Source organism: Kluyvera sp. NPDC087067 (genome assembly GCF_044745165.1).
GTDB lineage: Bacteria > Pseudomonadota > Gammaproteobacteria > Enterobacterales > Enterobacteriaceae > Kluyvera.
Genome location: NZ_JBIUZS010000008.1, coordinates 209,497 through 231,143 on the forward strand (window position 1 = coordinate 209,497; position 21,647 = coordinate 231,143).

Sequence of the window (21,647 nt, forward strand, 5' to 3'; positions counted from 1 at the left end):
GCGTATAATGCGCGCCCTGTTTATTACGTTTGCTGAGAATTTCCTGATGGCGCTGTTAATCACCAAAAAATGTATCAACTGCGATATGTGTGAACCGGAATGTCCCAACGAGGCCATTTCGATGGGTGATAGCATCTATGAGATCAACAGCGATCGCTGTACTGAATGCATCGGCCATTACGAAACGCCGACCTGTCAGAAAGTGTGCCCGATCCCCAATACGATTTTAAAGGATCCGGCACATCTGGAAAGCGAAGAGCAGCTGTGGGACAAGTTTGTCCAGATGCATCACGCGGATAAAATCTAGCTTTCGACGATCACCGTCGCACAGGCGTAGTGGCGCTCATCGGCGAGCGTCACGTGCATATGAGCAACCCCCATCCGTTCAGCCAGCAGTTTCGCCTCTCCCCATAAACGCAGTTTCGGCTTGCCCAATTCATCGTTGTAAACTTCAAACTGATTAAAGGCCAGACCGTTGCGAATACCGGTGCCCAGTGCTTTGGATGCCGCTTCCTTGACCGCAAAGCGTTTTGCCAGGAAACGCACCGGCTGCTGATGCGTCTCCCAGATAGCCCATTCGTTATCGCTAAGCACACGACGTGCAAGGCGATCGCCACTGCGGGCAATCACGGCTTCAATACGGGCGATTTCGACGATGTCGGTACCTAACCCTAGAATGGCCATTAGCCGCGCGCTTCCAGCATCAGGCGCTTCATCTCAGCAACCGCTTCTTTCAAGCCGGTCATTACCGCACGGCCAATGATGGCGTGGCCAATATTCAGTTCATGCATTTCCGGTAATGCTGCCACGGCTTTGACGTTGTGATAGGTCAGCCCGTGTCCGGCATTCACCTTCAGGCCCAGGCTTGCGGCGTAGGTCGCGGCTTTCGCGATACGATCCAGCTCTTTTGCCTGTTCGGCGTCGGTGGTGGCATCCGCGTAGCAGCCGGTGTGAATTTCGATATAAGGAGCGCCAACGTCAGCGGCGGCTTTGATTTGGGCGTTATCGGCATCGATAAACAGCGATACCAGAATGCCCGCATCGGCCAGACGTTTGCAGGCATCGCGCATTTTATCTAGCTGTCCCGCTACATCCAGCCCGCCTTCGGTGGTCACTTCCTGGCGCTTTTCAGGCACCAGGCAGCAGAAATGCGGCTTGGTTTCACAGGCGATAGCCAGCATCTCTTCGGTGACCGCCATTTCCAGGTTCATACGGGTGTCCAGCGTCTGACGCAGAATGCGCACGTCGCGGTCGGTGATGTGGCGACGGTCTTCACGTAAATGCACGGTGATGCCATCCGCCCCGGCCTGTTCGGCGATAAAAGCGGCCTGAACGGGATCCGGGTATGCGGTGCCGCGTGCGTTACGCAGGGTGGCAATGTGGTCAATATTGACGCCTAACAGTAATTCAGCCATGACAATCCTCGAGTTTTATTTTTTTGTGTTCTTTCCTCTCACCCGGCCCTCTCCCCAAAGGGCGAGGGCCGGGTGAGCGTGATATCAGCTACCGCTTCGGTACAAACTGGCGAAATAATTCGCGGCTTTTTAACGGCTTGCCTCCAAGATAAGGCTTTAGCGCCATGCGGGTAAAGCGTTTCGCGGCGCGCAGTGAGTCAGCGTCCGGGAACTCGCGATTCGCCAGCGCCCGCAGGTGATGGCCGGTAAAGGTGTTATTATCCATCACCACACTGGCGATAAATCCTTTCTCTTCACGATAACGGTAGGTCATGGTCTCTTCGACCTCCTCCCCGCTGCCGGCGCAGTGCAGGAAATCGATGCCATAACCCAGATGCCCCAGCAGCGCCAGTTCAAAGCGGCGCAGCGCCGGTTCCGGCGAGCCAGTCACCCCAGCTAATGTCTGGATACAGTGCAAATAATCGAAAAAGAGTTCGGAGAAGCGGGTTTCGTGTTCAAGGACGCGGGAAACGAGTTCGTTAACGTACAGGCCGCTATAAAGCGTGATACCGCTTAATGGTAATGCCAGCGAGACGGCTTCCGCGCTGCGCAGCGTTTTGACTTCGCCGCGCCCGCCAAAGCGGACTAAAAGAGGGGTAAAGGGCTGAAGAGCGCCTTTGAGGTTGGAGCGTTTAGAACGTGCGCCTTTAGCCACAAGGCGCACGCGACCCGACTCTTCCGTGAAGACGTCCAGCATCAGGCTGGTTTCGCTCCAGGGGCGACTATGCAGGACAAATGCGCGCTGCCAGCCCTCCATCGGGGTTATTCTCAGAGATCGTCAGTATAACCGAGACTACGCAGCGCGCGTTCGTCGTCGGCCCAGCCAGATTTCACTTTCACCCACAGTTCCAGATGAACAGGCGCTTCGAACATTTCCTGCATATCTTTACGGGCTTCGATACCGATGGTTTTGATCTTGGAGCCTTTGTTACCAATGACCATTTTCTTCTGACCTTCGCGTTCCACGAGGATCAGGCCGTTGACGTCATAACCACCGCGTTCATTCGACACGAAGCGTTCGATTTCAACGGTTACTGAATACGGCAGCTCTGCGCCCAGGAAACGCATCAGTTTTTCACGGATGATTTCAGAAGCCATAAAGCGCTGTGAACGGTCAGTGATGTAATCTTCCGGGAAGTGGTGAATGGCTTCCGGCAGATGCTTACGCACGATACCCGCAACGGTGTCGACATTGAACCCGCTCTCCGCGGAGATAGGCACGATGTCGAGGAAGTCCATCTGGCTGCCGAGGAACTGCAGGTGCGGCAGCAGATCCGCTTTTTCCTGGACGTTATCGACTTTGTTGACCGCCAGAATAACCGGAGCTTTACCGCCACGCAGTTTGTTCAGCACCATTTCGTCGTCCGGCGTCCAGCGGGTGCCTTCAACCACGAAAATGATAAGCTCAACGTCACCGATGGAGCTACTCGCCGCCTTGTTCATCAGACGGTTGATAGCGCGTTTTTCTTCCATATGCAGGCCCGGGGTGTCGACGTAAATCGCCTGGTAGGCCCCTTCGGTATGGATGCCGACGATACGGTGACGTGTCGTCTGCGCTTTTCGGGAAGTAATCGAAATTTTCTGCCCGAGCAGTTTGTTCAGTAAGGTGGATTTGCCGACGTTCGGGCGACCGACGATGGCAATAAATCCGCAGTAGTTCTTTTCTTCGCTCATTCCAGCTCCAGCTTTTTCAGCGCCTCTTCGGCGGCAGCCTGTTCCGCCTTGCGACGGCTAGAACCTGTGCCGACCACCGGTTCACTCAGGCCGCTAACCTGGCAGTGGATAGTAAATTCTTGATCGTGTGCTTCCCCACGCACCTGTACCACCAGATAAGACGGCAGCGGCAGATGGCGGCCTTGCAGGTATTCCTGCAAGCGTGTTTTTGGATCTTTTTGCTTATCGCCCGGGCTAATTTCGTCCAGACGGGTCTGATACCAGGAGAGGATCAGACGTTCAACGTTTTGAATATCGCTGTCGAGGAATACCCCGCCAATCAATGCTTCAACCGTATCGGCTAAAATAGATTCACGACGGAAACCGCCGCTTTTCAGCTCACCCGGCCCTAAACGCAGACATTCGCCCAGTTCGAATTCACGGGCGATTTCCGCCAGCGTATTTCCGCGAACCAGCGTTGCACGCATCCGGCTCATATCCCCTTCATCCACGCGAGGGAAGCGGTGATAGAGTGCGTTAGCAATCACGTAGCTTAAAATTGAATCGCCCAGAAACTCTAAGCGTTCGTTGTGTTTGCTGCTAGCGCTACGGTGCGTTAACGCCTGCTGCAACAACTCCTGATGAACAAAAGTGTAGCCCAGCTTCCGTTGAAGCCGATTAATTACGATGGGATTCATGCGATACCAAATAAATGAATGCGTCAATAATGCAGCACACGAAACAGACCTGAGGAAAACCAATGCGGTTTCGTGTGCCGTGTCTCTCGTTTAGAGACATCCGAAACTTCGGGGGGATATTCTATACACAACGACGAGGGATGTCGTTAGTTTGAATGGATTTAAACATGAAATAATTCGCGCGGCAGCGATTTAACTGCCGCGCGAAATAAAAACAGGAATTAATGGATCCCGCCGATGCGGCTTAAACGCACGCCGGTAGGCCATTGACCTTCTTGTTTATCAAAACTCATCCAGATGGCCGTGGCTTTACCAACCAGATTGGCTTCCGGTACAAAGCCCCAATAACGGCTGTCCGCGCTGTTGTCACGGTTGTCGCCCATCATGAAGTAATGTCCAGGCGGCACAATCCAGGTCGCCAGCGGTAAACCGGACTGGTGGTAATACATCCCCACCTGATCCTGAGCGATTGGCACGGTCAAAATACGGTGATTAACCTCGCCCAACGTTTCCTGACGCTGGGTCAGACGTACGCCGTTTTCTTTGCTTTCGCCCTGCGGCACTTCAAAGAAGCCGCTGGTCGCCTCACCGCCGTTGCTGCGCGAGAAGGTCTGGACGAAATCGCTCGGCTCAACGTTTGAGTAAGTCACCGGCAGCGCGTTACCGCACGCCTGGCCTGAGCTGCATCCAGGCTGAATGGTTACCTGCTTAGCAACCGGATCGTAAGTAACTTTATCCCCTGGCAGACCCACGGCGCGCTTGATGTAGTCAAGGCGTGGATCTTCCGGGTATTTAAACACCACGATATCGCCGCGTTTCGGATGACCTGTTTCAATAATCGTCTTTTGATAGATTGGATCTTTAATCCCGTAGGCGAATTTCTCCACCAGGATAAAATCGCCTATCAGCAGAGTCGGCATCATCGAACCCGAAGGGATCTGGAACGGCTCATAGATAAATGAGCGCACAATTAACACGATCGCCAGTACCGGGAAAACCGACGCGCCCGTTTCCAGCCAACCTGGTTTTGCGCTCACTTTCTTCAGCGTTTTTTTATCTAACGATTCGCCGGTTGCAACCTGCGCCGCAGCCTGACGTTCCCGTCGTTTTGGCGCGAAGACAAATTTATCAACGCACCACAGCACGCCCGTGACCAGTGTGGCAATCACTAGAATCAGGGCAAACATGTTCGCCATGCCAACTCCTTAAGATTATTTGCTGTCTTTACCGACATGCAGAATGGCAAGGAAGGCTTCCTGTGGCAGTTCGACGTTACCGATCTGCTTCATTCGCTTTTTACCATCTTTCTGTTTTTGCAGCAGTTTTTTCTTACGACTGATATCACCGCCGTAGCATTTCGCCAGCACGTTTTTACGCAGCTGTTTCACCGTTGAACGCGCAATGATGTGCGTACCAATAGCCGCCTGAATCGCGATATCAAACTGCTGACGTGGAATGAGGTCTTTCATTTTCTCAACCAGGTCACGGCCGCGGCTCTGCGAGTTATCACGGTGGGTAATAAGCGCTAACGCATCAACACGATCGTTGTTGATGAGGACATCAACACGCACCATGTCAGACGCCTGGAAGCGTTTGAAGTTATAGTCCAGCGACGCATAGCCGCGGGAGGTTGACTTCAGACGGTCGAAGAAGTCGAGCACCACTTCTGCCATCGGGATTTCATAGGTCAGCGCAACCTGGTTACCGTGGTAAACCATGTTGGTCTGCACGCCACGCTTCTCGATACACAGAGTAATAACGTTACCCAGATAGGCCTGCGGCAGCAGCATGTGACATTCGGCTATCGGCTCGCGCAGTTCGTAAATGTTATTCAGCGGCGGCAGCTTAGACGGGCTATCGACGTAGATAGTCTCTTTGCTGGTCGTTTCCACTTCATACACTACGGTCGGTGCGGTGGTGATAAGATCCAGATCGTATTCACGCTCCAGACGCTCCTGAATGATCTCCATGTGCAGCAGACCGAGGAAGCCACAGCGGAAGCCGAAGCCCAGCGCGGTCGAGCTTTCTGGTTCATAGAACAAAGAAGCGTCGTTCAGGCTGAGTTTACCCAGCGCATCACGGAAACCTTCGTAATCATCAGAGCTCACCGGGAACAGACCGGCATATACCTGCGGTTTGACCTTTTTAAAGCCTGGCAGCGCTTTGTCTGCCGGATTACGTGCCTGCGTCAGCGTATCGCCAACCGGCGCGCCGAGGATGTCTTTAATAGCACAAACCAGCCAACCTACCTCGCCGCATTTCAGCTCGGTACGATCCACCTGTTTTGGCGTGAAAATACCCAGGCGGTCTGCGTTGTAGACCTGGCCGGTACTCATCACTTTAATTTTGTCGCCTTTACGCATGGTGCCGTTTTTAATACGCACCAGCGAGACAACGCCGAGGTAGTTATCGAACCAGGAGTCGATGATCAGCGCCTGTAATGGGCCTTCGGGATCGCCTTCCGGCGGCGGAATATCACGCACCAGACGTTCCAGCACGTCGGTAACACCCACGCCGGTTTTCGCCGAGCAGCGAACCGCGTCGGTTGCATCGATACCGACAATATCTTCAATCTCTTCCGCCACGCGCTCAGGATCGGCGGCCGGCAGGTCGATTTTATTCAGAACCGGCACCACTTCCAGATCCATTTCCAGTGCGGTATAGCAGTTCGCCAGCGTCTGTGCTTCTACGCCCTGCCCGGCGTCAACCACCAGCAGTGCGCCTTCACAGGCCGCCAGAGAACGAGAAACTTCATAAGAGAAGTCAACGTGGCCTGGGGTGTCGATAAAGTTAAGCTGATAGGTTTCCCCATCGGACGCTTTGAAATCCAGCGTCACGCTCTGTGCTTTGATGGTAATGCCACGTTCGCGTTCCAGATCCATTGAATCCAGAACCTGGGCTTCCATTTCACGATCGGAAAGGCCACCGCAAATCTGAATAATACGGTCAGACAGCGTTGATTTACCGTGGTCGATATGTGCAATGATGGAGAAGTTACGTATATTCTTCATATATTAATATATTTATGCCTTACGAATACTTTGAGGCCGCGGTACGGAGCCTGACATGATTGTCGTTCGAAAACGCCGCATTCTACACTACAACCGCGCAACCAGGAAATGCTCTTCCCGCCAAGCATAGCGCTTCCTGCGAGGAGTGTTCCAAAAATAATAAAGCCAGTGTTATCACTGGCTCATTTCAGAAGATGATGCGGTACGAATCAGGTCGGGAGGAAGGCCGACGCTGATAATTATTGGCTGCCAGGTCTCACGTGCGGCAAGGCGTGGGGAGAAACCTTTGGCAATAAGAAAACCGCCGACGCCGCCCAATACCGCACCGCATAATGCGGCGATATCTGAGCCAAAAAGCACCTGAAATAGCGTAGCGACGACAAACAGGCCGAATAGCGGAGACATATAGACCAGCATGGCGGATCCGAGCAGGCTGCTTTCGGTGATCCCTAACTCCACTTTTTGACCCGCCACCAGCGGTTGGGCGCTGGGCACGGAGATCGTATGGCTGGTTTGCGGCCCGAGCTTGTTTAATACCCGAGTCCCACAGCCAGCGCGTGAGGAGCAGCTATTGCAAGAGGTTTTCACGTCACAGCTAACCTGCGCCATACCGTTATCCCATGCGATAACGGTCGCCCACTCTTTAATCATTGTGCACCTTTAAATGAAATACCGTCGGCAACGCGTTTTGCGGTTGGCGGTGGCAGTTCACCGACGATGGTAATATCGGCTTGATTGCGAATGGTAGTGCTGACCGTGCGGCGACCGGTTCGCAGTATCTGCTCGCTGCTGTTGGCGTTTGCGCGACTGACGTTTATCGAGAAGCTGAAAAGACCGTCAGAGAAGAGGCGTGACTCGACCGGACCATCAATGCCCGGCAGCGTGCGGCGGCTCGTCGCTATTTCTTTGAACCCCTGCGGCAACCAGCCCGATGACCAGTTAAAGACGACATTCGTTCCGGTTGGCAACGACAGCTGCGGCGGCAGGCTCGCTTTAGCCAGATTCTGCATGCTGCTGTTCACCTCATCGCCCGTGGTAACAGCGATAACCCGGAACTGCTCCAGAGTTTCACCATCGCGGTCAAGGAGATCAACGCGCATAGGCAGCTTGCTCTGCGAGTCCATCCACACGATATAGCTATAGCGGGTGCCATCTCTTGCCACAACGCGAATCACATCGCACATGCGATCGGCAATGCGCGTGCGTCCGACGGAGATAAAATCGTAGTAAGGCGCCAGACGTTTGAAGTCGGTATAGACCAATGAAGGCAGGGAGTCGACGATGTAGTCGCCGTTGAGCGTAAAGGGATCAAGGCCCGGCTCAAAATAGCTGATTTCGCTTCCGCGCTGCACGACTTCACGGCGCGGGCCGTCCATCTGCAGGAGCTGCGCCAGGGGCTGTCCATTAAGACGCACGTGACGATAGCGTAACGATTCAACGCCGGATTTATTAATGCTGACGAACGACAGCTCGTAGTTGAGTGACTGACTGGCCAGATTCATCTCCTGCAACAACGCCCCGGACGATACATCTGCCGAGGCGTTTGCGGAGAAGAACAGGCTACCAGCCACAAGTGACATGGCACACCAAAGTTGCTTCATTACTGCGATTGCGTTCCTAGAGTTTGATAGCCTGGCACCTGAACAGCGGCTTGCTGAGTTTGTGCCTGCTCAAACTGCAGCTGCTCTGAGTGCAAGCGACGCTGCAATTCGTAATCCTGCAGCATAGCATTAACACGGCGACGCTGTTCCTGAACCTGCTGCTGACCCGTGCCGCTGGTCGCGTCCGAAGGGACACCCAGGCTAACCGGGCTTGCTTTGCCCATCATCGGCAATGTATTGAACACCGGCGATTCTGGTTGAGTGGTATCGGTCTTGCCATTGTACTGCTGAACGCCAACGATCACAGCAAGGGAAACGCACGCCGCTACGCCCATCTGGGTAAGCGAACTGGCCCATGGACGTACTTTTGTCCAGAACGGCATTTTCTGCCATTGATGAGGCGCTGGCTGGGCTTCAGGAATGAGCGGCGTTGTCGTCTGACGAACGGGCTCATTTTCGATGGCGGCCATCACGCGAGAAGAGATATCAAAGTGAAGCACTTCAGCCGTGTCGCCGCGCAGCGAATCACGAATGAGGTGATAGCTCTCCCAGGTTTCTTGCAACTCTGACGAGTGTGACAATTCCGTCAACAGCTCGTTATCCAGCGTTTCACCATCCATTAAGGCGGAAAGTTTTTCTTTCTGCATGCCTAATACCTTTTCCAGTATCCCGCTTTTGTCAACGCCTGATAAGCGGTTGAACTTTATTATCAATAGCTTCTCGTGCACGGAAGATACGCGAACGAACTGTACCTACCGGACAATCCATTATAGCCGCTATCTCTTCATAGCTTAGGCCATCGAGCTCCCGCAAGGTAATTGCCATGCGTAAATCTTCCGGAAGCGCATCAATGGTACGAAAAACTATCTGTCTCAGCTCTTCTGACAACATTAAGTTCTCAGGGTTCGAAATTTCTTTCAACGCGCCGCCGCTTTCAAAATTTTCAGCTTCGCTTGCGTCCACATCGCTAGACGGCGGACGACGTCCCTGAGCAACCAGGTAATTTTTGGCCGTATTCACTGCAATACGATACAGCCACGTATAGAAAGCACTATCCCCCCGGAAAGAATCCAGCGCGCGATAGGCCTTTATAAAAGACTCTTGTACGACATCCGGCACATCGCCAGATGGCACATAACGGGAGACCAGACTCGCAACCTTATGCTGATAGCGTACCACCAGTAGGTTAAAAGCTTTCTGATCTCCTTTCTGGACCCGTTCAACCAGGACCTGGTCCGTTAACTGCTCGCTCATCCGAGGTAATGTCTCCCCAAACCCTATTCCCATGCGTAATCAGAATGCCACTCTACTACTGTGCATTATGAGCAAGCAGATACTTAGAGTGTTCGAATATCGTAAAGTTCCGTCACGCTTTGTTTTTTGTTGAAAAGTAGACGCTTCATTGTCTGTCATTATATGTCTGCCAATCCAACTCGATACGTAAGTTGCGAAATAAAAACGCAAATCCAGTGAAGAGTAACGTAACCCGGCCTTTATTTCATCATAAATAGCTGTCCAGGATCGTAGTCTTGTCACAACAATCAGCCTGCTGTTTTGCATTCAATGTTTAGTCATTACAACCTTAGTGTAAAAAAACCCTGCCCACATGGCTTTTATAGTGCTACTCTGCCACAACCGTGTTTAGTAAATTAAACAAAGATGATGAACTCACTTCCAGAACTTTCCTGTGATGTCCTGATCGTCGGTAGCGGTGCTGCCGGTTTGTCGCTGGCGCTGCGTCTTGCCGAGCACAGTTCAGTTATCGTGTTAAGCAAAGGCCCCATTAGCGAAGGCTCGACCTTCTACGCTCAAGGGGGAATTGCTGCTGTTTTCGACGAAACCGACAGTATTGACTCGCATATTGAGGATACGTTGATTGCCGGGGCCGGTATTTGTGACAGACAAGCGGTTTCGTTTGTCGCCAGCAACGCCCGGCATTGCGTGCAGTGGCTTATCGACCAGGGAGTGCTGTTTGATACTCACGTGCAGGCAAACGGCGAAGAAAGCTATCATTTAACCCGCGAAGGCGGACACAGCCATCGCCGCATTTTACATGCCGCCGATGCCACCGGGCGTGAGGTGGAAAACACGCTGGTCACCAAAGCACTCAACCACCCGAACATTCGCGTGCTTGAGCGCAGTAATGCCGTTGATCTGATTGTCTCGGATAAAATAGGCTTGCCGGGGCCCCGCCGCGTGGTCGGCGCATGGATCTGGGATCGCAATAAAGAGAAGGTTGAAACCTGTGCGGCAAAATCGGTGGTGCTGGCGACCGGTGGCGCATCGAAGGTGTATCAATACACTACGAACCCGGATATTTCCTCCGGAGACGGTATTGCTATGGCCTGGCGCGCAGGTTGCCGGGTGGCGAACCTCGAGTTTAATCAATTCCACCCTACCGCCCTGTATCACCCGCAGGCGCGTAATTTCCTGCTGACAGAAGCCCTGCGTGGCGAAGGCGCACATTTAAAGCGTCCTGATGGTAGCCGTTTTATGCCCGATTTTGACGCCCGGGGTGAACTGGCTCCGCGTGATATCGTGGCCCGCGCAATTGACCATGAGATGAAGCGCCAGGGCGTTGACTGTATGTATCTGGACATCAGCCACAAGCCGGAAGCCTTTGTGCGTCAGCACTTCCCGATGATTTATGAAAAATTAATGGGGCTGGGCATCGATCTCACCAAAGAGCCAGTACCGATTGTGCCCGCAGCCCACTATACCTGCGGCGGCGTGATGGTCGACGACTATGGGCGCACCGACGTGGAAGGCCTGTATGCAATTGGTGAAGTGAGCTATACCGGGCTGCATGGCGCTAACCGGATGGCATCTAATTCGCTGCTGGAGTGTCTGGTTTATGGTTGGTCGGCAGCGGAGGATATTCATCAACGGATGCCTGACGGCCGCCCGGCAGAAAAACTGCCCGCGTGGGATGAAAGCCGGGTTGAACATTCCGATGAGTTGGTGGTGATACAGCATAACTGGCACGAGCTGCGGCTGTTTATGTGGGATTACGTCGGAATTGTGCGCTCCACCAAACGACTGGAGCGCGCTCTGCGCCGTATCACCCTATTGCAGCAGGAGCTCGACGAATACTATTCACGTTTTCGCGTCTCAAACAATCTGCTGGAGCTGCGTAATCTGGTGCAGGTGGCAGAGCTTATTGTTCGCTGTGCGATGATGCGTAAAGAGAGCCGCGGGCTGCATTACACGCTGGATTACCCCGATTTATTAGCGCAATCGGGCCCGTCCGTGCTCTCCCCACCCACTTACATAAATAAATAGAACGCCTGGGTCAGGGCAGTGTAACCTTCCGAATACTGCTGCTCTGGCCCGCGAATAACCAGCCTGTCGCTAAAACACTCCCCGGCTTTCGGCGAAAACGCCAGCAGAACCCGATGCGGCAGACGGACTTCCGTTTCCGCAACATCCGTGCGCAATCGCAAATGCCAGCCCATCGATAGCGCGGACTGGGTAAAACTTTGGCCGATATTTTCGGGTAAAACGACGCAGAAGAAACCATCTTCAGTAATGGCGTCCGCCGCACAGGTCAGCAGCGTCTGATGATCAAGCGTGGTCGTATAACGAGCCTGTTCTCGCTGCGGCGTCGAACATTCAACGCCCTGCTCGTAGTAAGGTGGATTGCTGACGATCAGGTTGTAGCGGGTCGTCAGCCCGGCGACCCAGCGCTGGATATCGGCAGTATGAACCTGGACTCTCGCCGCCCACGGAGATTCAGCGACGTTTTCGCGCGCCTGCTCTGCCGCGTCTTCATCAAGCTCAACGGCGTCTATTGTCACACTCTCATCGGTACGCTGCGCCAGCATTAATGCCAGCAGCCCACTCCCGGCACCAATATCCAGCACCCGCTTAACACGAGCAATCGGTGACCAGGCGCCAAGTAAAATGCCATCGGTGCCAACTTTCATTGCACAGCGATCGTGAGCCACAAAAAAATTTTTAAAGGTAAATCCGTTGCGGCGCAACACGGATTTAGAGTCAGACGTCATATGCGACCTTGCCGATAAAACCAGATAATATTTCGATGATGAACAATACCCGAGAACAGATAGCCATACAAACAGATGAAGATTAAAGCCGTAACGTCTATAATCACCGCCTCACACAGAGGTAATCATGACTGTAACGACTTTTTCCGAACTTGAACTTGACGAAAGCCTGCTGGAAGCCCTCCAGAGTAAAGGCTTTACGCGCCCAACTGCCATCCAGGCTGCCGCTATCCCGCCTGCGCTCGAAGGACGTGACGTTCTCGGTTCTGCGCCAACCGGCACCGGTAAAACAGCGGCGTATTTGCTGCCTGCGTTGCAGCACCTGCTCGACTTTCCGCGCAAAAAATCCGGCCCGCCGCGTATTTTGATCCTCACGCCAACGCGTGAACTGGCGATGCAGGTCGCCGATCATGCCCGCGAGCTGGCAAAAAATACAAAACTGGACATTGCGACCATCACCGGTGGCGTGGCGTATATGAACCACGCCGAAGTGTTCAGCGAAAACCAGGATATTGTCGTCGCGACCACCGGTCGTTTGATGCAATACATTAAAGAAGAAAACTTCGACTGCCGCGCCGTTGAAACGCTGATCCTTGATGAAGCGGACCGCATGCTGGATCTGGGCTTTGCTCAGGATATCGAGCATATCGCCGGTGAAACCCGCTGGCGTAAGCAGACGCTGCTGTTCTCCGCAACGCTTGAGGGCGATGCGATTAAGGACTTTGCTGAGCGTCTGTTAGAAGATCCGGTTGAGGTCTCCGCTGACCCGTCCACGCGCGAGCGTAAGAAGATTCATCAGTGGTACTACCGTGCTGATGACTTCGACCATAAATTCAAACTGCTTGAGCATCTGCTCAAACAAGAAGACGCTACGCGCACCATCGTATTTGTGCGTAAGCGTGAGCGCGTGCACGAGCTGGCTGATAAGCTGCGTTCGGTCGGTATCAACAACTGCTATCTCGAAGGTGAAATGGCACAGGTCAAGCGCACCGAAGGTATTAAGCGTCTGACCGAAGGCCGCGTTAACGTGCTGGTTGCAACAGACGTTGCCGCGCGCGGGATTGATATTCCTGACGTCAGCCACGTTATCAACTTCGATATGCCACGCAGCGGCGACACCTACCTGCACCGTATCGGCCGTACCGGTCGCGCGGGTCGTAAAGGTACCGCGATTTCGCTGGTAGAAGCTCACGACTACGTGCTGCTGATGAAAATTGGCCGCTACGTTGAAGAACCTTTAAAGGCTCGCGTGATTGAAGGACTGCGTCCTGTGACCCGTCCACCAAGCGAAAAAATGACCGGTAAGCCATCGAAGAAAGTGCTGGCAAAACGCGCCGAGCAAAAAGAGAAAGATAAAGAAAAACCGCGCGTGAAGAAACGTCACCGCGATGCCAAGAACGTTGGCAAACGCCGCAAGCCAAGCGGCAGCAATGCTGTAGAGCAGAGCAACAAAGAGTAATGCAAACGCCGGGATAAATTCCCGGCGTTTTCGTATTCAGGGATAAGAGCGGTCTGCCATGAAGAAAAAAGAGTTTGTCACTCAGGATCTCCTTAGCAAAATTTATCAGCAGCACAGCGACGGCGCGCAAAAGCTGCCACCTGAACGTCAGTTAGCTGAGGAATACGGCGTTTCACGTTTCACCATTCGTCAGGCGCTGGAAAAACTGGCCAGCATTGGCGTCGTGAGAATTGTGCAAGGGTCGGGGATCTGGATAAACGCGCAGACGCGCAGCAATCCCCTGGTCTATAACTCGATTACCGAAAAACGCTTCGATCAGATGCGGTATCGGATGATAAGCCTGCATAAAAAGCGTCCAGACCGAGAAGACCAGCAGATTTTTGGCCTGTCCGGGGATGACTTTATCTGGCAATTTTGCCGTCTGCGATTTGTCGATGAGGTTGCCACTCAAATTGAAATCTCGCGGATGCCAGCGGCCCTCTTCCGCGACCTCAATCAGGAGGTTATTGAGCGTTCAATACAGCAGTACGTCCTCGAGAAGGGGCATCCGATTTCCCATCTGTTGACCCGCTATCGCGCCGTGAGCGTGAACCGGGAGCAATCTATTTTACTGGGATGTAAAAAGGGCAGCCCAGCCATGCACATTAATAACCGTGGGATCCTCGACGGCGGACGGGTGTATGAAATTAGCGATATCATCGATATCAATTATTCCTGCACCTACGTGATCCCACATAACCGCGACAACCTCACCTTTCGTCAGCAATCACAAGATTAGCTTACGGCGTGTGAATAGTGCCGTCCGGTAGGCGGCTTTGCGTCCACTCATGGGGGCGATAAACCACCGGGTTCTTCCGTGCCAACGCTTCATCAAAACCGACGCCAATACCGGGAGCAGTCGGCGGGTAGATAAAGCCGTTTTTGACCACCGGCGCGCCCGGGAATATGGCATCGGTAGACGCCGAGCGTGGGATATACTCCTGAATAGCCGCGTTATGCAGATGAATATTCAGATGCGTGTTGACCGCAACGCCGATTGGCGTCATATCCCCCGGCCCATGCCACGCCAGACGGACGCCAAAAGCCTGACACAGCACCGCCAGCTTCAGGGCCGGAGTAATCCCGCCAATCTGTGAGATATGGCAGCGGATAAAATCAATCTGCCGGTTAACAATGAGATCGTGCCACTCTGCCGGGTTGTTAAACAGCTCGCCCATCGCCAGCGGGATGCTGCTTTGCTGACGAATCTGCGCCAGCCACGGGCTTTGCTGTGGTGACAAAATATCTTCAATAAACCACGGCTGATAAGGTTCAAGCTGCTTTGCCAGCTGCAAGGCCTGCTGTGGGAATAAGCGTTCATGAACATCATGCAGAATATGGAAACGATGGCCATAGCGCGCGCGGAGTAAGCGGAACATCTCAACGGTATTGCGAATATATTCATCCTGATCGAACCATGCCCCTGGCGTTGGATTTTCCGGCGTTTGCATCTCTCGCGCGGTACCGCCATAAAAGCCCAGCTGGCAGCGTATATGTCGATAGCCCTGCTCCAGCAATTTATCGACTGAGACAAACAGCTCTTCCGGCGTTTCCCCGCTGGCATGTGTGTAAGCCGCAATGGCGTCACGCGATTTCCCGCCCAGCAATTGATACAACGGCATCCCAGCAAGCTGCGCTTTAATATCCCATAGCGCCATATCCACGCCGGAGATCGCATTATTCATCAGCGGGCCGTTACGCCAGTATGCGTTGACGTTCATCATCTGCCAGAGGTCTTCGATGTTATTAGCATCGCGCCCCAGTAACAGAGGCTGCAGGTATTCATCCACCAGCGTTTTCACCGCCAGAGGGCGCTGCTGGAAGGTTGCACAGCCGAGCCCTACCGTTCCGTTATCGGTGGTCACTCTGACCGTGACCAGATTATGGCGATCGGGGCGGGTGATAAAGCAATCAACCGCAGTAATTAGCGAAGGTTTCACAGACGGCTCCCAGGAGAAAATAAAAATGAGAATGACATTATCTTCACCCTATTTTTAGTCGCCGGTAAACCTTTTTATTATTTAATTTTTTTGGTTCATTAATAGCGCTATTTATATTAAAAAAACGAACCAATTAATCAAAACACTAGTGGTGATGACCTTATATAGAGCAAAGTGTGACTATCATCATATTTTATTGGTTTGTTTTTATTGAGTGGCTTACTTACTATTCAGCGACACAAATAACACAACAAACTTGTCGCAGGAGCCGTTATGGGGACGCAAGAGGCTATCAGCAAGATTATTCATCTGGTGGGCGGGCCGGAGAATATTAATAAAGTCTGGCACTGTATGACCCGACTACGCTTTGATTTGGTTGATGATAATAAAATTGCCGCCGATGAAATTAAGCAGTTGCCCGGCGTATTGGGTGCACAGTTACAAAGCGATCAGTTTCAGATAATCATCGGCCCAAAGGTTAACGGATGGTATCAGTTACTCCAGGATGCGTTGGGCACGGGTTCCCAGACGGCCACCAGCGGAAAAACGAAAGAGCGCAAAAGCCTGGTGTCGCTGTTTATGGATACGGTCTCCGGCGTCTTTGGTCCAATTGTTCCGGCGATTGCCGGTGCTGGGATGATAAAAGGTTTGCTGGCGGGTCTCATCGCTCTCAAGCTGGTATCGACCAAAAGCGATACCGTGATGATTATCGACCTGATTGCCAGCGGCGTATTTTATTTTCTGCCGTTTTTCCTGGCGGTGTCGGCCGCAAAAATCTTCAAAACCAATGAATATCTGGCCGTGGCTGTCGCAGCTTGCCTGATGTATCCCACGCTGATTGACGCGGCAAAAGCGCTGGCGGCACATCAGGATGGCGCCGTCTCAGCGCTGTGGTTACTCAACGCCATTCCCGTTTCGGTATTTAACTATGCCTCAAGCGTGATACCGGTGATTTTCTCTATTCTTGCCTTAAAGTACATTCATCAGGCGGTGGACAGAGTCATGCCGGAGGTACTGAAAACAGTGTTCACCCCCACGCTGACGCTGTTTATTGGCGCATTAGCCGCACTGGTTATCATCGGTCCTATCGGCATCTGGCTTGGGAAAATGCTCGCGTGGTGTATTGAAGGGCTGTTTGGGATATCCGCAAGCTTTGCTGGATTAGTTGTCGGGGCGATTCGCCCGGTGGCCATTCTTACCGGCATGCACCATGCCATGACGCCTATCGCGCTGCAAAACTTCAGCGACCGCGGCTATGACATGCTCATGCCAATGATGTTTATGGCTAACATGGCCATCGCCGGAGCGACCTTTGCTATCTGGCGTCTGAATAAGGAAAATCGAACGGTCACCCTCTCCGCCGCTATCTCAGCATTGCTGGGGATCACCGAACCTGCGCTTTTCGGCGTGCTAACGCGGTATAAGAAAGCGTTTATTGCCGCCACCATAGCGAGTTCTCTCGCCTCGGCATTTATCGCGTTCTTCGGCGTGCGGCTGTATGGCTATATTTTGTCGAGCATCTTCAGTCTGCCCGCGTATATCGGCCCGTGGTTTATCTTCGCCCTTTCTGGCGTCGCCATTGCGCTAGTGCTGTCCTTCACGCTCACCACCCTGCTGGTTGGCCGCGAGCAGAAGCCATAAAAAAATCCCCTCGCAGAGATCCTGCGAGGGGATTTATTCACTGGCGTCAGCTTAATTTGACGCGTTAACGTCCCACCCCTGAGAAATTACAGACTTTCAGTGAAAGTACGAGCGATAACGTCGCGCTGCTGTTCTGGGGTCAGGGAGTTAAAGCGTACGGCATAGCCAGAAACGCGGATGGTCAGCTGCGGGTATTTTTCTGGGTGTTCAACCGCATCCATCAGAGTTTCGCGACGCAGAACGTTAACGTTCAGGTGCTGACCACCTTCAACGCGTACTTCTGGTTTTGCTTCAACCGGGATTTCACGGTATTCGATGTCGCCCAGCGCGCTCAGTGCAACCACGTCATCTTCTTTATAACCGCCTTTAGCACACAGGCAACGCGCTTCACCTTTCTCGCTGTCGAGCAGCCAGAATGAGTTCAGCAGGTCGTTGTTAGCCGTTTTAGTAATCTGGATACCTGTAATCATTTGATGCCTCCCTAGGCTCTTTATATTCGTTTTTAACCGACCGTCTCGCGGCCAATTGGTAAAACCATTGTTGCTTGAGTGTATATATACCCCTCAGCCACCCTTGATTCTTTGATTTAAATCAATAAAAACCACACCTAAAAAGTGGTCATGAGGGGAAATACTTGTTTTGCATCAAGTTACGCCATGCACGAAAAGCAAAAAACCTTGTAAATATTCAACTTTTTTTAAGCCTACTCCTTTCTAAGAGGCCATCCGATTTTGTGATGAGGAAAGAAGCAGTTAAGCTAGCATCATAGAAATTCGCAGGAGAGCGAGATGACAACCCCTTTAACCTGGCATGATGTGCTGGCGACTGAAAAACAACAACCTTACTTCGTTAACACGCTGGCTACCGTCGCCAGCGAGCGCCAGTCTGGTATCACTATCTATCCGCCGCAGAAAGATGTCTTTAACGCCTTTCGCTTCACCGAGTTAAACGACGTAAAAGTCGTGATCCTCGGGCAAGACCCGTATCACGGCCCGAATCAGGCGCACGGTCTGGCTTTCTCCGTGCAGCCGGGTATCGCAACGCCGCCATCCCTATTAAATATGTATAAAGAGCTTGAAGGAACCATCCCCGGTTTTACGCGCCCGAACCATGGTTATCTTGAGAGCTGGGCTCGCCAGGGCGTACTGCTGCTCAACACCGTGCTGACCGTTCGCGCAGGTCAAGCGCACTCGCACGCCAGCCTGGGCTGGGAAACCTTTACCGATAAAGTGATCGCGCTGATTAACGAGCATCGTGAAGGCGTGGTGTTCTTACTATGGGGAGCGCACGCGCAGAAAAAAGGCGCCATTATTGATACCCAGCGCCACTGCGTGCTGAAAGCCCCGCATCCATCGCCGCTCTCCGCACACCGCGGGTTCTTTGGCTGCAACCATTTTGTGAAAGCGAATGAGTGGCTGCAGCAGCGTGGGGAAGCGCCAATTGACTGGATGCCGGTGCTGCCGGAATAAGGCTTGCTGTAATTCAAATACCGACGCGTAGGCCGGATAAGCAAAGCGCCATCCGGCAGTTGGGAGCCGATGCCGGATGGCGCTTTGCTTATCCGGCCTACAATGAGTACCCAGCACACATAAAAAAACCGGTAGAGTCGCCTCCACCGGTTTTTTTCAACATCGCGCTTGCTTACGCTTTATGCTGACGCCACCATTCGCTCAGCAATACGCCGGTCGCCACGGAGACGTTCAGACCTTCTACCGCACGGGTGCCATCAATCGATACGCTCATATCCGCAATCGCGGCGGCAGCTGCGGAAACACCGTCACGATCCTGTCCTAAGGCCAGCACCATTTTCTTCGGCAGTTCCGCTTTAAACAGCGGTAAACCATTGCCGTTGCCGCTGGTCGTTACGATGGCGTAGCCCGCTTTGCGGAACTGCTCCAGCGCGTCGATGAAGCTATCGCCGGTGATAGGCTGTACGTGCTCAGCACCGCCTTCTGCGGTACGGATTGCCGCACCGGATTCCAGCAAAGCGGCATCCTGCAAGACAACGCCTTTCACACCAAAGTGTGCGCAGCTACGGATCATCGCGCCGAGGTTATGCGGATTACCTGCATCTTCTAATGCCAGCACGCAATCATCTTCACCGCTCTGGGCTACCCATTGCTGTACGGAGGTGCCGTTACGCTTTTTAATCAGGAAGCAGACGCCGCCGTGATGTTCAGTACCGGACGCTTTTGCCAGCTCTTCTTCATCAACCACGTGATAGGCTTTGCGGTTTGCAGCCATCCAGCGCAGCGCTTCTTTAAAGCGTGGGGTCACGCTTTGCACGAACCAGGCGCGAACAATCGCGTCTGGGCGGCTCTGGAACAGCGCCTGGCAAGCATTCTCACCATAAACGCGAGTCTCTTCCGCGCGCTGACGACGCAGCACTTCGGGATCGATAAAACTTTTACCGCTGATGCCGCCATGGTCTGGCTTGACGATGGTTTCGTCACCCGGGGCGCGGGAAACCGTACGCCACGGAGAGCCTTCACCACGGTCACGGTCGCGCTCAACGTCACGATCGCGTCCGCGTTCACGACCACGGTCGCTGTTAGGGCCTCTTCTGTCATCACGGGCAGGGCGACGACCGCCTTCGGCACGGGAAGTACCAGCACGGGATGTGCCAGGACGGCCTCCGCCTTTACCAGTACGTGGATTTTCGGTGCGTTTGTCCGAGTCATCGTCACTGCGGACGTACATCACTTTGACCTTGCCGTTTTTGTTCTTCAGTTCGTCGCTCATGTTTTTCTCCACCTGCGCTGCGCGAAGCGCGCAGATTACCTGATGTGTTAGCGCTTAGCCATTACTTCATAAAAAAGACTACGACTATTGTACCCATTGGGTAAAACGCATTGTTGATTAATACAGTCTCGTTGATAATGTGTAACATTATAGAAACATTCGGCAACATTGCCGTCCTGCAACACGATGACCCAGAGGTGAGTTATGAATACCGTTTGTGCCCACTGCCAGGCGCTTAATCGCATTCCTGAAGAGCGTGTTAACGACGCGGCAAAATGTGGACGCTGTGGTGAAGATTTGTTTGATGGTGATGTTATCAACGCCACGGACAGCACGCTGGATAAACTGCTGAAGGACGATCTCCCGGTTGTCGTCGATTTTTGGGCACCATGGTGCGGCCCTTGCCGTAACTTTGCGCCAATTTTCGAAGACGTTGCCGAAGAGCGTAGTGGTCAAGTTCGCTTTGTAAAAGTGAACACCGAAGCTGAACGTGAACTCAGCGCACGTTTTCGTATCCGCAGCATCCCGACCATCATGGTGTTTAAAAATGGTGAAGTGCTCGACATGCTGAACGGCGCAGTCCCGAAAGCCCCGTTTGAAAGCTGGTTGAACGAAGCCCTTCAACAATAGTTCCGCCGGGGCACGTCTTGTGCCCCGTATTGACCTCTGCGACAATAGCGTTTTTGCCGCTCAATTCCCATGAATGATAATGCCGTTCTTCGGTTGCGCGCCGAGCGTTTAGCCCGCGCAACTCGTCCTTTTCTTGCCCGCGGAAACCGGGTTCGTCGCTGTCAGCGCTGTTTGTTGGTCACAGGCTATTGCCTTTGCAGCACCATTGCGCCCCATCCGGCAAAAAGTCGTTTTTGTCTGGTGATGTTCGACACGGAGCCGATGAAGCCAAGCAATACCGGTCGCCTGATTGCCGATATTTTACCGTTCACCGACGCTTTCCAGTGGTCACGTACTGAACCGCCGCAGGCCTTGCTTGATCTGGTTAAAAACCCCGATTACCAGCCTATGGTGGTGTTCCCGTCCTCATATGCTGGCCCTGAACGTCAGGTACTCAGCGCACCGCCTACCGGTAAGCCCCCGCTTTTTATTATGTTAGACGGAACCTGGCCGGAAGCGCGAAAAATGTTCCGTAAAAGCCCATGGCTGGATAACCTGCCGCTGATTTCCGTCGATCTCTCCCGCGTATCGGCCTACAGCCTGCGTGAAGTGCACGCAGAAGGACAATACTGCACCGCCGAGGTCGCCATTGCCCTGCTGGATTTAGCAGGCGATACCGGGGCAGCCGCGGCGCTTAGCCAGCACTTCACCCGCTTTCGTGAAAACTATCTGGCAGGAAAAGCTCATCATCAGGGCAACATCACAACAGCCGTGACGGAAAGCAGTTAAACTC

General features: G+C 53.1%; 23 protein-coding genes. 8 read left to right on the top strand and 15 right to left on the bottom strand.

Annotation, left to right across the window (positions count from 1 at the left end; all coding sequences use genetic code 11):
• Positions 1–46: 46 nt before the first annotated feature.
• Positions 47–307 carry a YfhL family 4Fe-4S dicluster ferredoxin gene (locus ACIPDS_RS19185; RefSeq protein ID WP_153742357.1) on the top strand — a complete coding sequence of 87 codons (261 nt, stop codon included), beginning with the start codon at positions 47–49 and terminating at the stop codon, positions 305–307.
• On the opposite strand, the gene acpS is transcribed toward ACIPDS_RS19185, so the two are convergent.
• The 11 genes from acpS to rpoE form a co-directional block, all read right to left on the bottom strand.
• On the bottom strand, positions 304–684 hold the full coding sequence (gene acpS, locus ACIPDS_RS19190; RefSeq protein WP_400739211.1) for a holo-ACP synthase: 381 nt from the start codon (positions 682–684) through the stop codon (positions 304–306). The genes ACIPDS_RS19185 and acpS overlap by 4 nt on opposite strands.
• The gene (pdxJ, locus tag ACIPDS_RS19195) at positions 684–1,415 is read right to left on the bottom strand and encodes a pyridoxine 5'-phosphate synthase (protein WP_400739214.1); all 732 of its coding nucleotides are present in this window, start codon (positions 1,413–1,415) and stop codon (positions 684–686) included. Before pdxJ ends, acpS begins: the two co-directional genes overlap by 1 nt.
• Positions 1,416–1,503: 88 nt before the next feature.
• Positions 1,504–2,211, bottom strand: coding sequence for a DNA repair protein RecO (gene recO / locus ACIPDS_RS19200; RefSeq protein ID WP_400739217.1), 708 nt, complete (start codon positions 2,209–2,211; stop codon positions 1,504–1,506).
• 11 nt (positions 2,212–2,222) lie between these two features.
• Positions 2,223–3,128 carry a GTPase Era gene (era, locus tag ACIPDS_RS19205; RefSeq protein WP_166515956.1) on the bottom strand — a complete coding sequence of 302 codons (906 nt, stop codon included), beginning with the start codon at positions 3,126–3,128 and terminating at the stop codon, positions 2,223–2,225.
• Positions 3,125–3,805: a ribonuclease III gene (gene rnc / locus ACIPDS_RS19210; protein ID WP_062774586.1), complete on the bottom strand. Its 681-nt coding sequence runs from the start codon at positions 3,803–3,805 to the stop codon at positions 3,125–3,127. The genes era and rnc overlap by 4 nt, the downstream gene beginning before the upstream one ends.
• 221 nt (positions 3,806–4,026) lie before the next feature.
• Positions 4,027–5,001 (bottom strand): signal peptidase I, encoded by a 975-nt coding sequence (gene lepB / locus ACIPDS_RS19215; protein ID WP_400739222.1) that lies wholly within the window; start codon positions 4,999–5,001, stop codon positions 4,027–4,029.
• Positions 5,002–5,016: 15 nt separating this feature from the next.
• On the bottom strand, positions 5,017–6,816 hold the full coding sequence (gene lepA / locus ACIPDS_RS19220; RefSeq protein WP_400739225.1) for a translation elongation factor 4: 1,800 nt from the start codon (positions 6,814–6,816) through the stop codon (positions 5,017–5,019).
• Between the two features lie 174 nt (positions 6,817–6,990).
• Positions 6,991–7,467, bottom strand: coding sequence for a SoxR-reducing system protein RseC (gene rseC, locus ACIPDS_RS19225; protein WP_400739228.1), 477 nt, complete (start codon positions 7,465–7,467; stop codon positions 6,991–6,993).
• Positions 7,464–8,417, bottom strand: coding sequence for a sigma-E factor regulatory protein RseB (rseB, locus tag ACIPDS_RS19230; RefSeq protein WP_166515952.1), 954 nt, complete (start codon positions 8,415–8,417; stop codon positions 7,464–7,466). The genes rseC and rseB overlap by 4 nt, the downstream gene beginning before the upstream one ends.
• Entirely contained in the window at positions 8,417–9,064 is a 648-nt protein-coding gene (gene rseA, locus ACIPDS_RS19235) for an anti-sigma-E factor RseA (protein ID WP_166515951.1), read from the bottom strand. The genes rseB and rseA overlap by 1 nt, the downstream gene beginning before the upstream one ends.
• A 31-nt stretch (positions 9,065–9,095) precedes the next feature.
• Positions 9,096–9,671 carry an RNA polymerase sigma factor RpoE gene (gene rpoE, locus ACIPDS_RS19240; protein ID WP_052282240.1) on the bottom strand — a complete coding sequence of 192 codons (576 nt, stop codon included), beginning with the start codon at positions 9,669–9,671 and terminating at the stop codon, positions 9,096–9,098.
• Positions 9,672–10,079: 408 nt separating this feature from the next.
• Between rpoE and nadB the strand changes: the two genes are divergently transcribed.
• The gene (nadB, locus tag ACIPDS_RS19245; protein WP_400739292.1) at positions 10,080–11,699 is read left to right on the top strand and encodes an L-aspartate oxidase; all 1,620 of its coding nucleotides are present in this window, start codon (positions 10,080–10,082) and stop codon (positions 11,697–11,699) included.
• On the opposite strand, the gene trmN is transcribed toward nadB, so the two are convergent.
• Complete coding sequence (gene trmN, locus ACIPDS_RS19250; RefSeq protein ID WP_400739233.1) at positions 11,684–12,424, bottom strand: tRNA(1)(Val) (adenine(37)-N(6))-methyltransferase TrmN; 741 nt, start codon at positions 12,422–12,424, stop codon at positions 11,684–11,686. The two genes, nadB and trmN, sit on opposite strands and share 16 nt — an antisense overlap.
• 127 nt (positions 12,425–12,551) lie before the next feature.
• Between trmN and srmB the strand changes: the two genes are divergently transcribed.
• Both srmB and ACIPDS_RS19260 read left to right on the top strand, forming a co-directional pair.
• Positions 12,552–13,883, top strand: a complete 1,332-nt coding sequence (gene srmB, locus ACIPDS_RS19255; protein WP_400739235.1) for an ATP-dependent RNA helicase SrmB — start codon at positions 12,552–12,554, stop codon at positions 13,881–13,883.
• Between the two features lie 58 nt (positions 13,884–13,941).
• A complete protein-coding gene (locus tag ACIPDS_RS19260) occupies positions 13,942–14,661 on the top strand; it encodes a GntR family transcriptional regulator (RefSeq protein ID WP_400739237.1) in 720 nt (239 codons plus the stop codon).
• Between the two features lies 1 nt (position 14,662).
• Here the strand turns inward: ACIPDS_RS19260 and ACIPDS_RS19265 are convergent, their stop codons facing one another.
• Positions 14,663–15,862, bottom strand: a complete 1,200-nt coding sequence (locus ACIPDS_RS19265; protein WP_400739240.1) for an enolase C-terminal domain-like protein — start codon at positions 15,860–15,862, stop codon at positions 14,663–14,665.
• 273 nt (positions 15,863–16,135) lie between these two features.
• On the opposite strand from ACIPDS_RS19265, the gene ACIPDS_RS19270 reads away from it, so the two are divergent.
• Positions 16,136–17,503 carry a PTS transporter subunit EIIC gene (locus ACIPDS_RS19270; RefSeq protein WP_400739243.1) on the top strand — a complete coding sequence of 456 codons (1,368 nt, stop codon included), beginning with the start codon at positions 16,136–16,138 and terminating at the stop codon, positions 17,501–17,503.
• Between the two features lie 86 nt (positions 17,504–17,589).
• On the opposite strand, the gene grcA is transcribed toward ACIPDS_RS19270, so the two are convergent.
• Positions 17,590–17,973, bottom strand: coding sequence for an autonomous glycyl radical cofactor GrcA (grcA, locus tag ACIPDS_RS19275; protein WP_166515944.1), 384 nt, complete (start codon positions 17,971–17,973; stop codon positions 17,590–17,592).
• Between the two features lie 318 nt (positions 17,974–18,291).
• On the opposite strand from grcA, the gene ung reads away from it, so the two are divergent.
• Positions 18,292–18,972 carry a uracil-DNA glycosylase gene (gene ung, locus ACIPDS_RS19280; RefSeq protein ID WP_400739247.1) on the top strand — a complete coding sequence of 227 codons (681 nt, stop codon included), beginning with the start codon at positions 18,292–18,294 and terminating at the stop codon, positions 18,970–18,972.
• A 172-nt stretch (positions 18,973–19,144) separates the two neighbouring features.
• On the opposite strand, the gene ACIPDS_RS19285 is transcribed toward ung, so the two are convergent.
• Positions 19,145–20,245, bottom strand: a complete 1,101-nt coding sequence (locus tag ACIPDS_RS19285) for a tRNA/rRNA methyltransferase (protein ID WP_400739250.1) — start codon at positions 20,243–20,245, stop codon at positions 19,145–19,147.
• Positions 20,246–20,449: 204 nt separating this feature from the next.
• Here ACIPDS_RS19285 and trxC point away from each other — a divergent pair, with 204 nt between their 5' ends.
• Together trxC and ACIPDS_RS19295 are read left to right on the top strand one after the other, a co-directional pair.
• On the top strand, positions 20,450–20,875 hold the full coding sequence (gene trxC / locus ACIPDS_RS19290; RefSeq protein ID WP_166515941.1) for a thioredoxin TrxC: 426 nt from the start codon (positions 20,450–20,452) through the stop codon (positions 20,873–20,875).
• 69 nt (positions 20,876–20,944) lie between these two features.
• Positions 20,945–21,643: a tRNA-uridine aminocarboxypropyltransferase gene (locus ACIPDS_RS19295; protein ID WP_400739254.1), complete on the top strand. Its 699-nt coding sequence runs from the start codon at positions 20,945–20,947 to the stop codon at positions 21,641–21,643.
• Positions 21,644–21,647: the final 4 nt, after the last annotated feature.

Coding starts and splice junctions, on each gene's coding strand:
- ACIPDS_RS19185 (WP_153742357.1), top strand. CDS start 47: ATGGCGCTGTTAATCACCAAAAAATGTATCAACTGCGATATGTGTGAA.
- acpS (WP_400739211.1), bottom strand. CDS start 684: ATGGCCATTCTAGGGTTAGGTACCGACATCGTCGAAATCGCCCGTATT.
- pdxJ (WP_400739214.1), bottom strand. CDS start 1,415: ATGGCTGAATTACTGTTAGGCGTCAATATTGACCACATTGCCACCCTG.
- recO (WP_400739217.1), bottom strand. CDS start 2,211: ATGGAGGGCTGGCAGCGCGCATTTGTCCTGCATAGTCGCCCCTGGAGC.
- era (WP_166515956.1), bottom strand. CDS start 3,128: ATGAGCGAAGAAAAGAACTACTGCGGATTTATTGCCATCGTCGGTCGC.
- rnc (WP_062774586.1), bottom strand. CDS start 3,805: ATGAATCCCATCGTAATTAATCGGCTTCAACGGAAGCTGGGCTACACT.
- lepB (WP_400739222.1), bottom strand. CDS start 5,001: ATGGCGAACATGTTTGCCCTGATTCTAGTGATTGCCACACTGGTCACG.
- lepA (WP_400739225.1), bottom strand. CDS start 6,816: ATGAAGAATATACGTAACTTCTCCATCATTGCACATATCGACCACGGT.
- rseC (WP_400739228.1), bottom strand. CDS start 7,467: ATGATTAAAGAGTGGGCGACCGTTATCGCATGGGATAACGGTATGGCG.
- rseB (WP_166515952.1), bottom strand. CDS start 8,417: ATGAAGCAACTTTGGTGTGCCATGTCACTTGTGGCTGGTAGCCTGTTC.
- rseA (WP_166515951.1), bottom strand. CDS start 9,064: ATGCAGAAAGAAAAACTTTCCGCCTTAATGGATGGTGAAACGCTGGAT.
- rpoE (WP_052282240.1), bottom strand. CDS start 9,671: ATGAGCGAGCAGTTAACGGACCAGGTCCTGGTTGAACGGGTCCAGAAA.
- nadB (WP_400739292.1), top strand. CDS start 10,080: ATGAACTCACTTCCAGAACTTTCCTGTGATGTCCTGATCGTCGGTAGC.
- trmN (WP_400739233.1), bottom strand. CDS start 12,424: ATGACGTCTGACTCTAAATCCGTGTTGCGCCGCAACGGATTTACCTTT.
- srmB (WP_400739235.1), top strand. CDS start 12,552: ATGACTGTAACGACTTTTTCCGAACTTGAACTTGACGAAAGCCTGCTG.
- ACIPDS_RS19260 (WP_400739237.1), top strand. CDS start 13,942: ATGAAGAAAAAAGAGTTTGTCACTCAGGATCTCCTTAGCAAAATTTAT.
- ACIPDS_RS19270 (WP_400739243.1), top strand. CDS start 16,136: ATGGGGACGCAAGAGGCTATCAGCAAGATTATTCATCTGGTGGGCGGG.
- grcA (WP_166515944.1), bottom strand. CDS start 17,973: ATGATTACAGGTATCCAGATTACTAAAACGGCTAACAACGACCTGCTG.
- ung (WP_400739247.1), top strand. CDS start 18,292: ATGACAACCCCTTTAACCTGGCATGATGTGCTGGCGACTGAAAAACAA.
- ACIPDS_RS19285 (WP_400739250.1), bottom strand. CDS start 20,245: ATGAGCGACGAACTGAAGAACAAAAACGGCAAGGTCAAAGTGATGTAC.
- trxC (WP_166515941.1), top strand. CDS start 20,450: ATGAATACCGTTTGTGCCCACTGCCAGGCGCTTAATCGCATTCCTGAA.
- ACIPDS_RS19295 (WP_400739254.1), top strand. CDS start 20,945: ATGAATGATAATGCCGTTCTTCGGTTGCGCGCCGAGCGTTTAGCCCGC.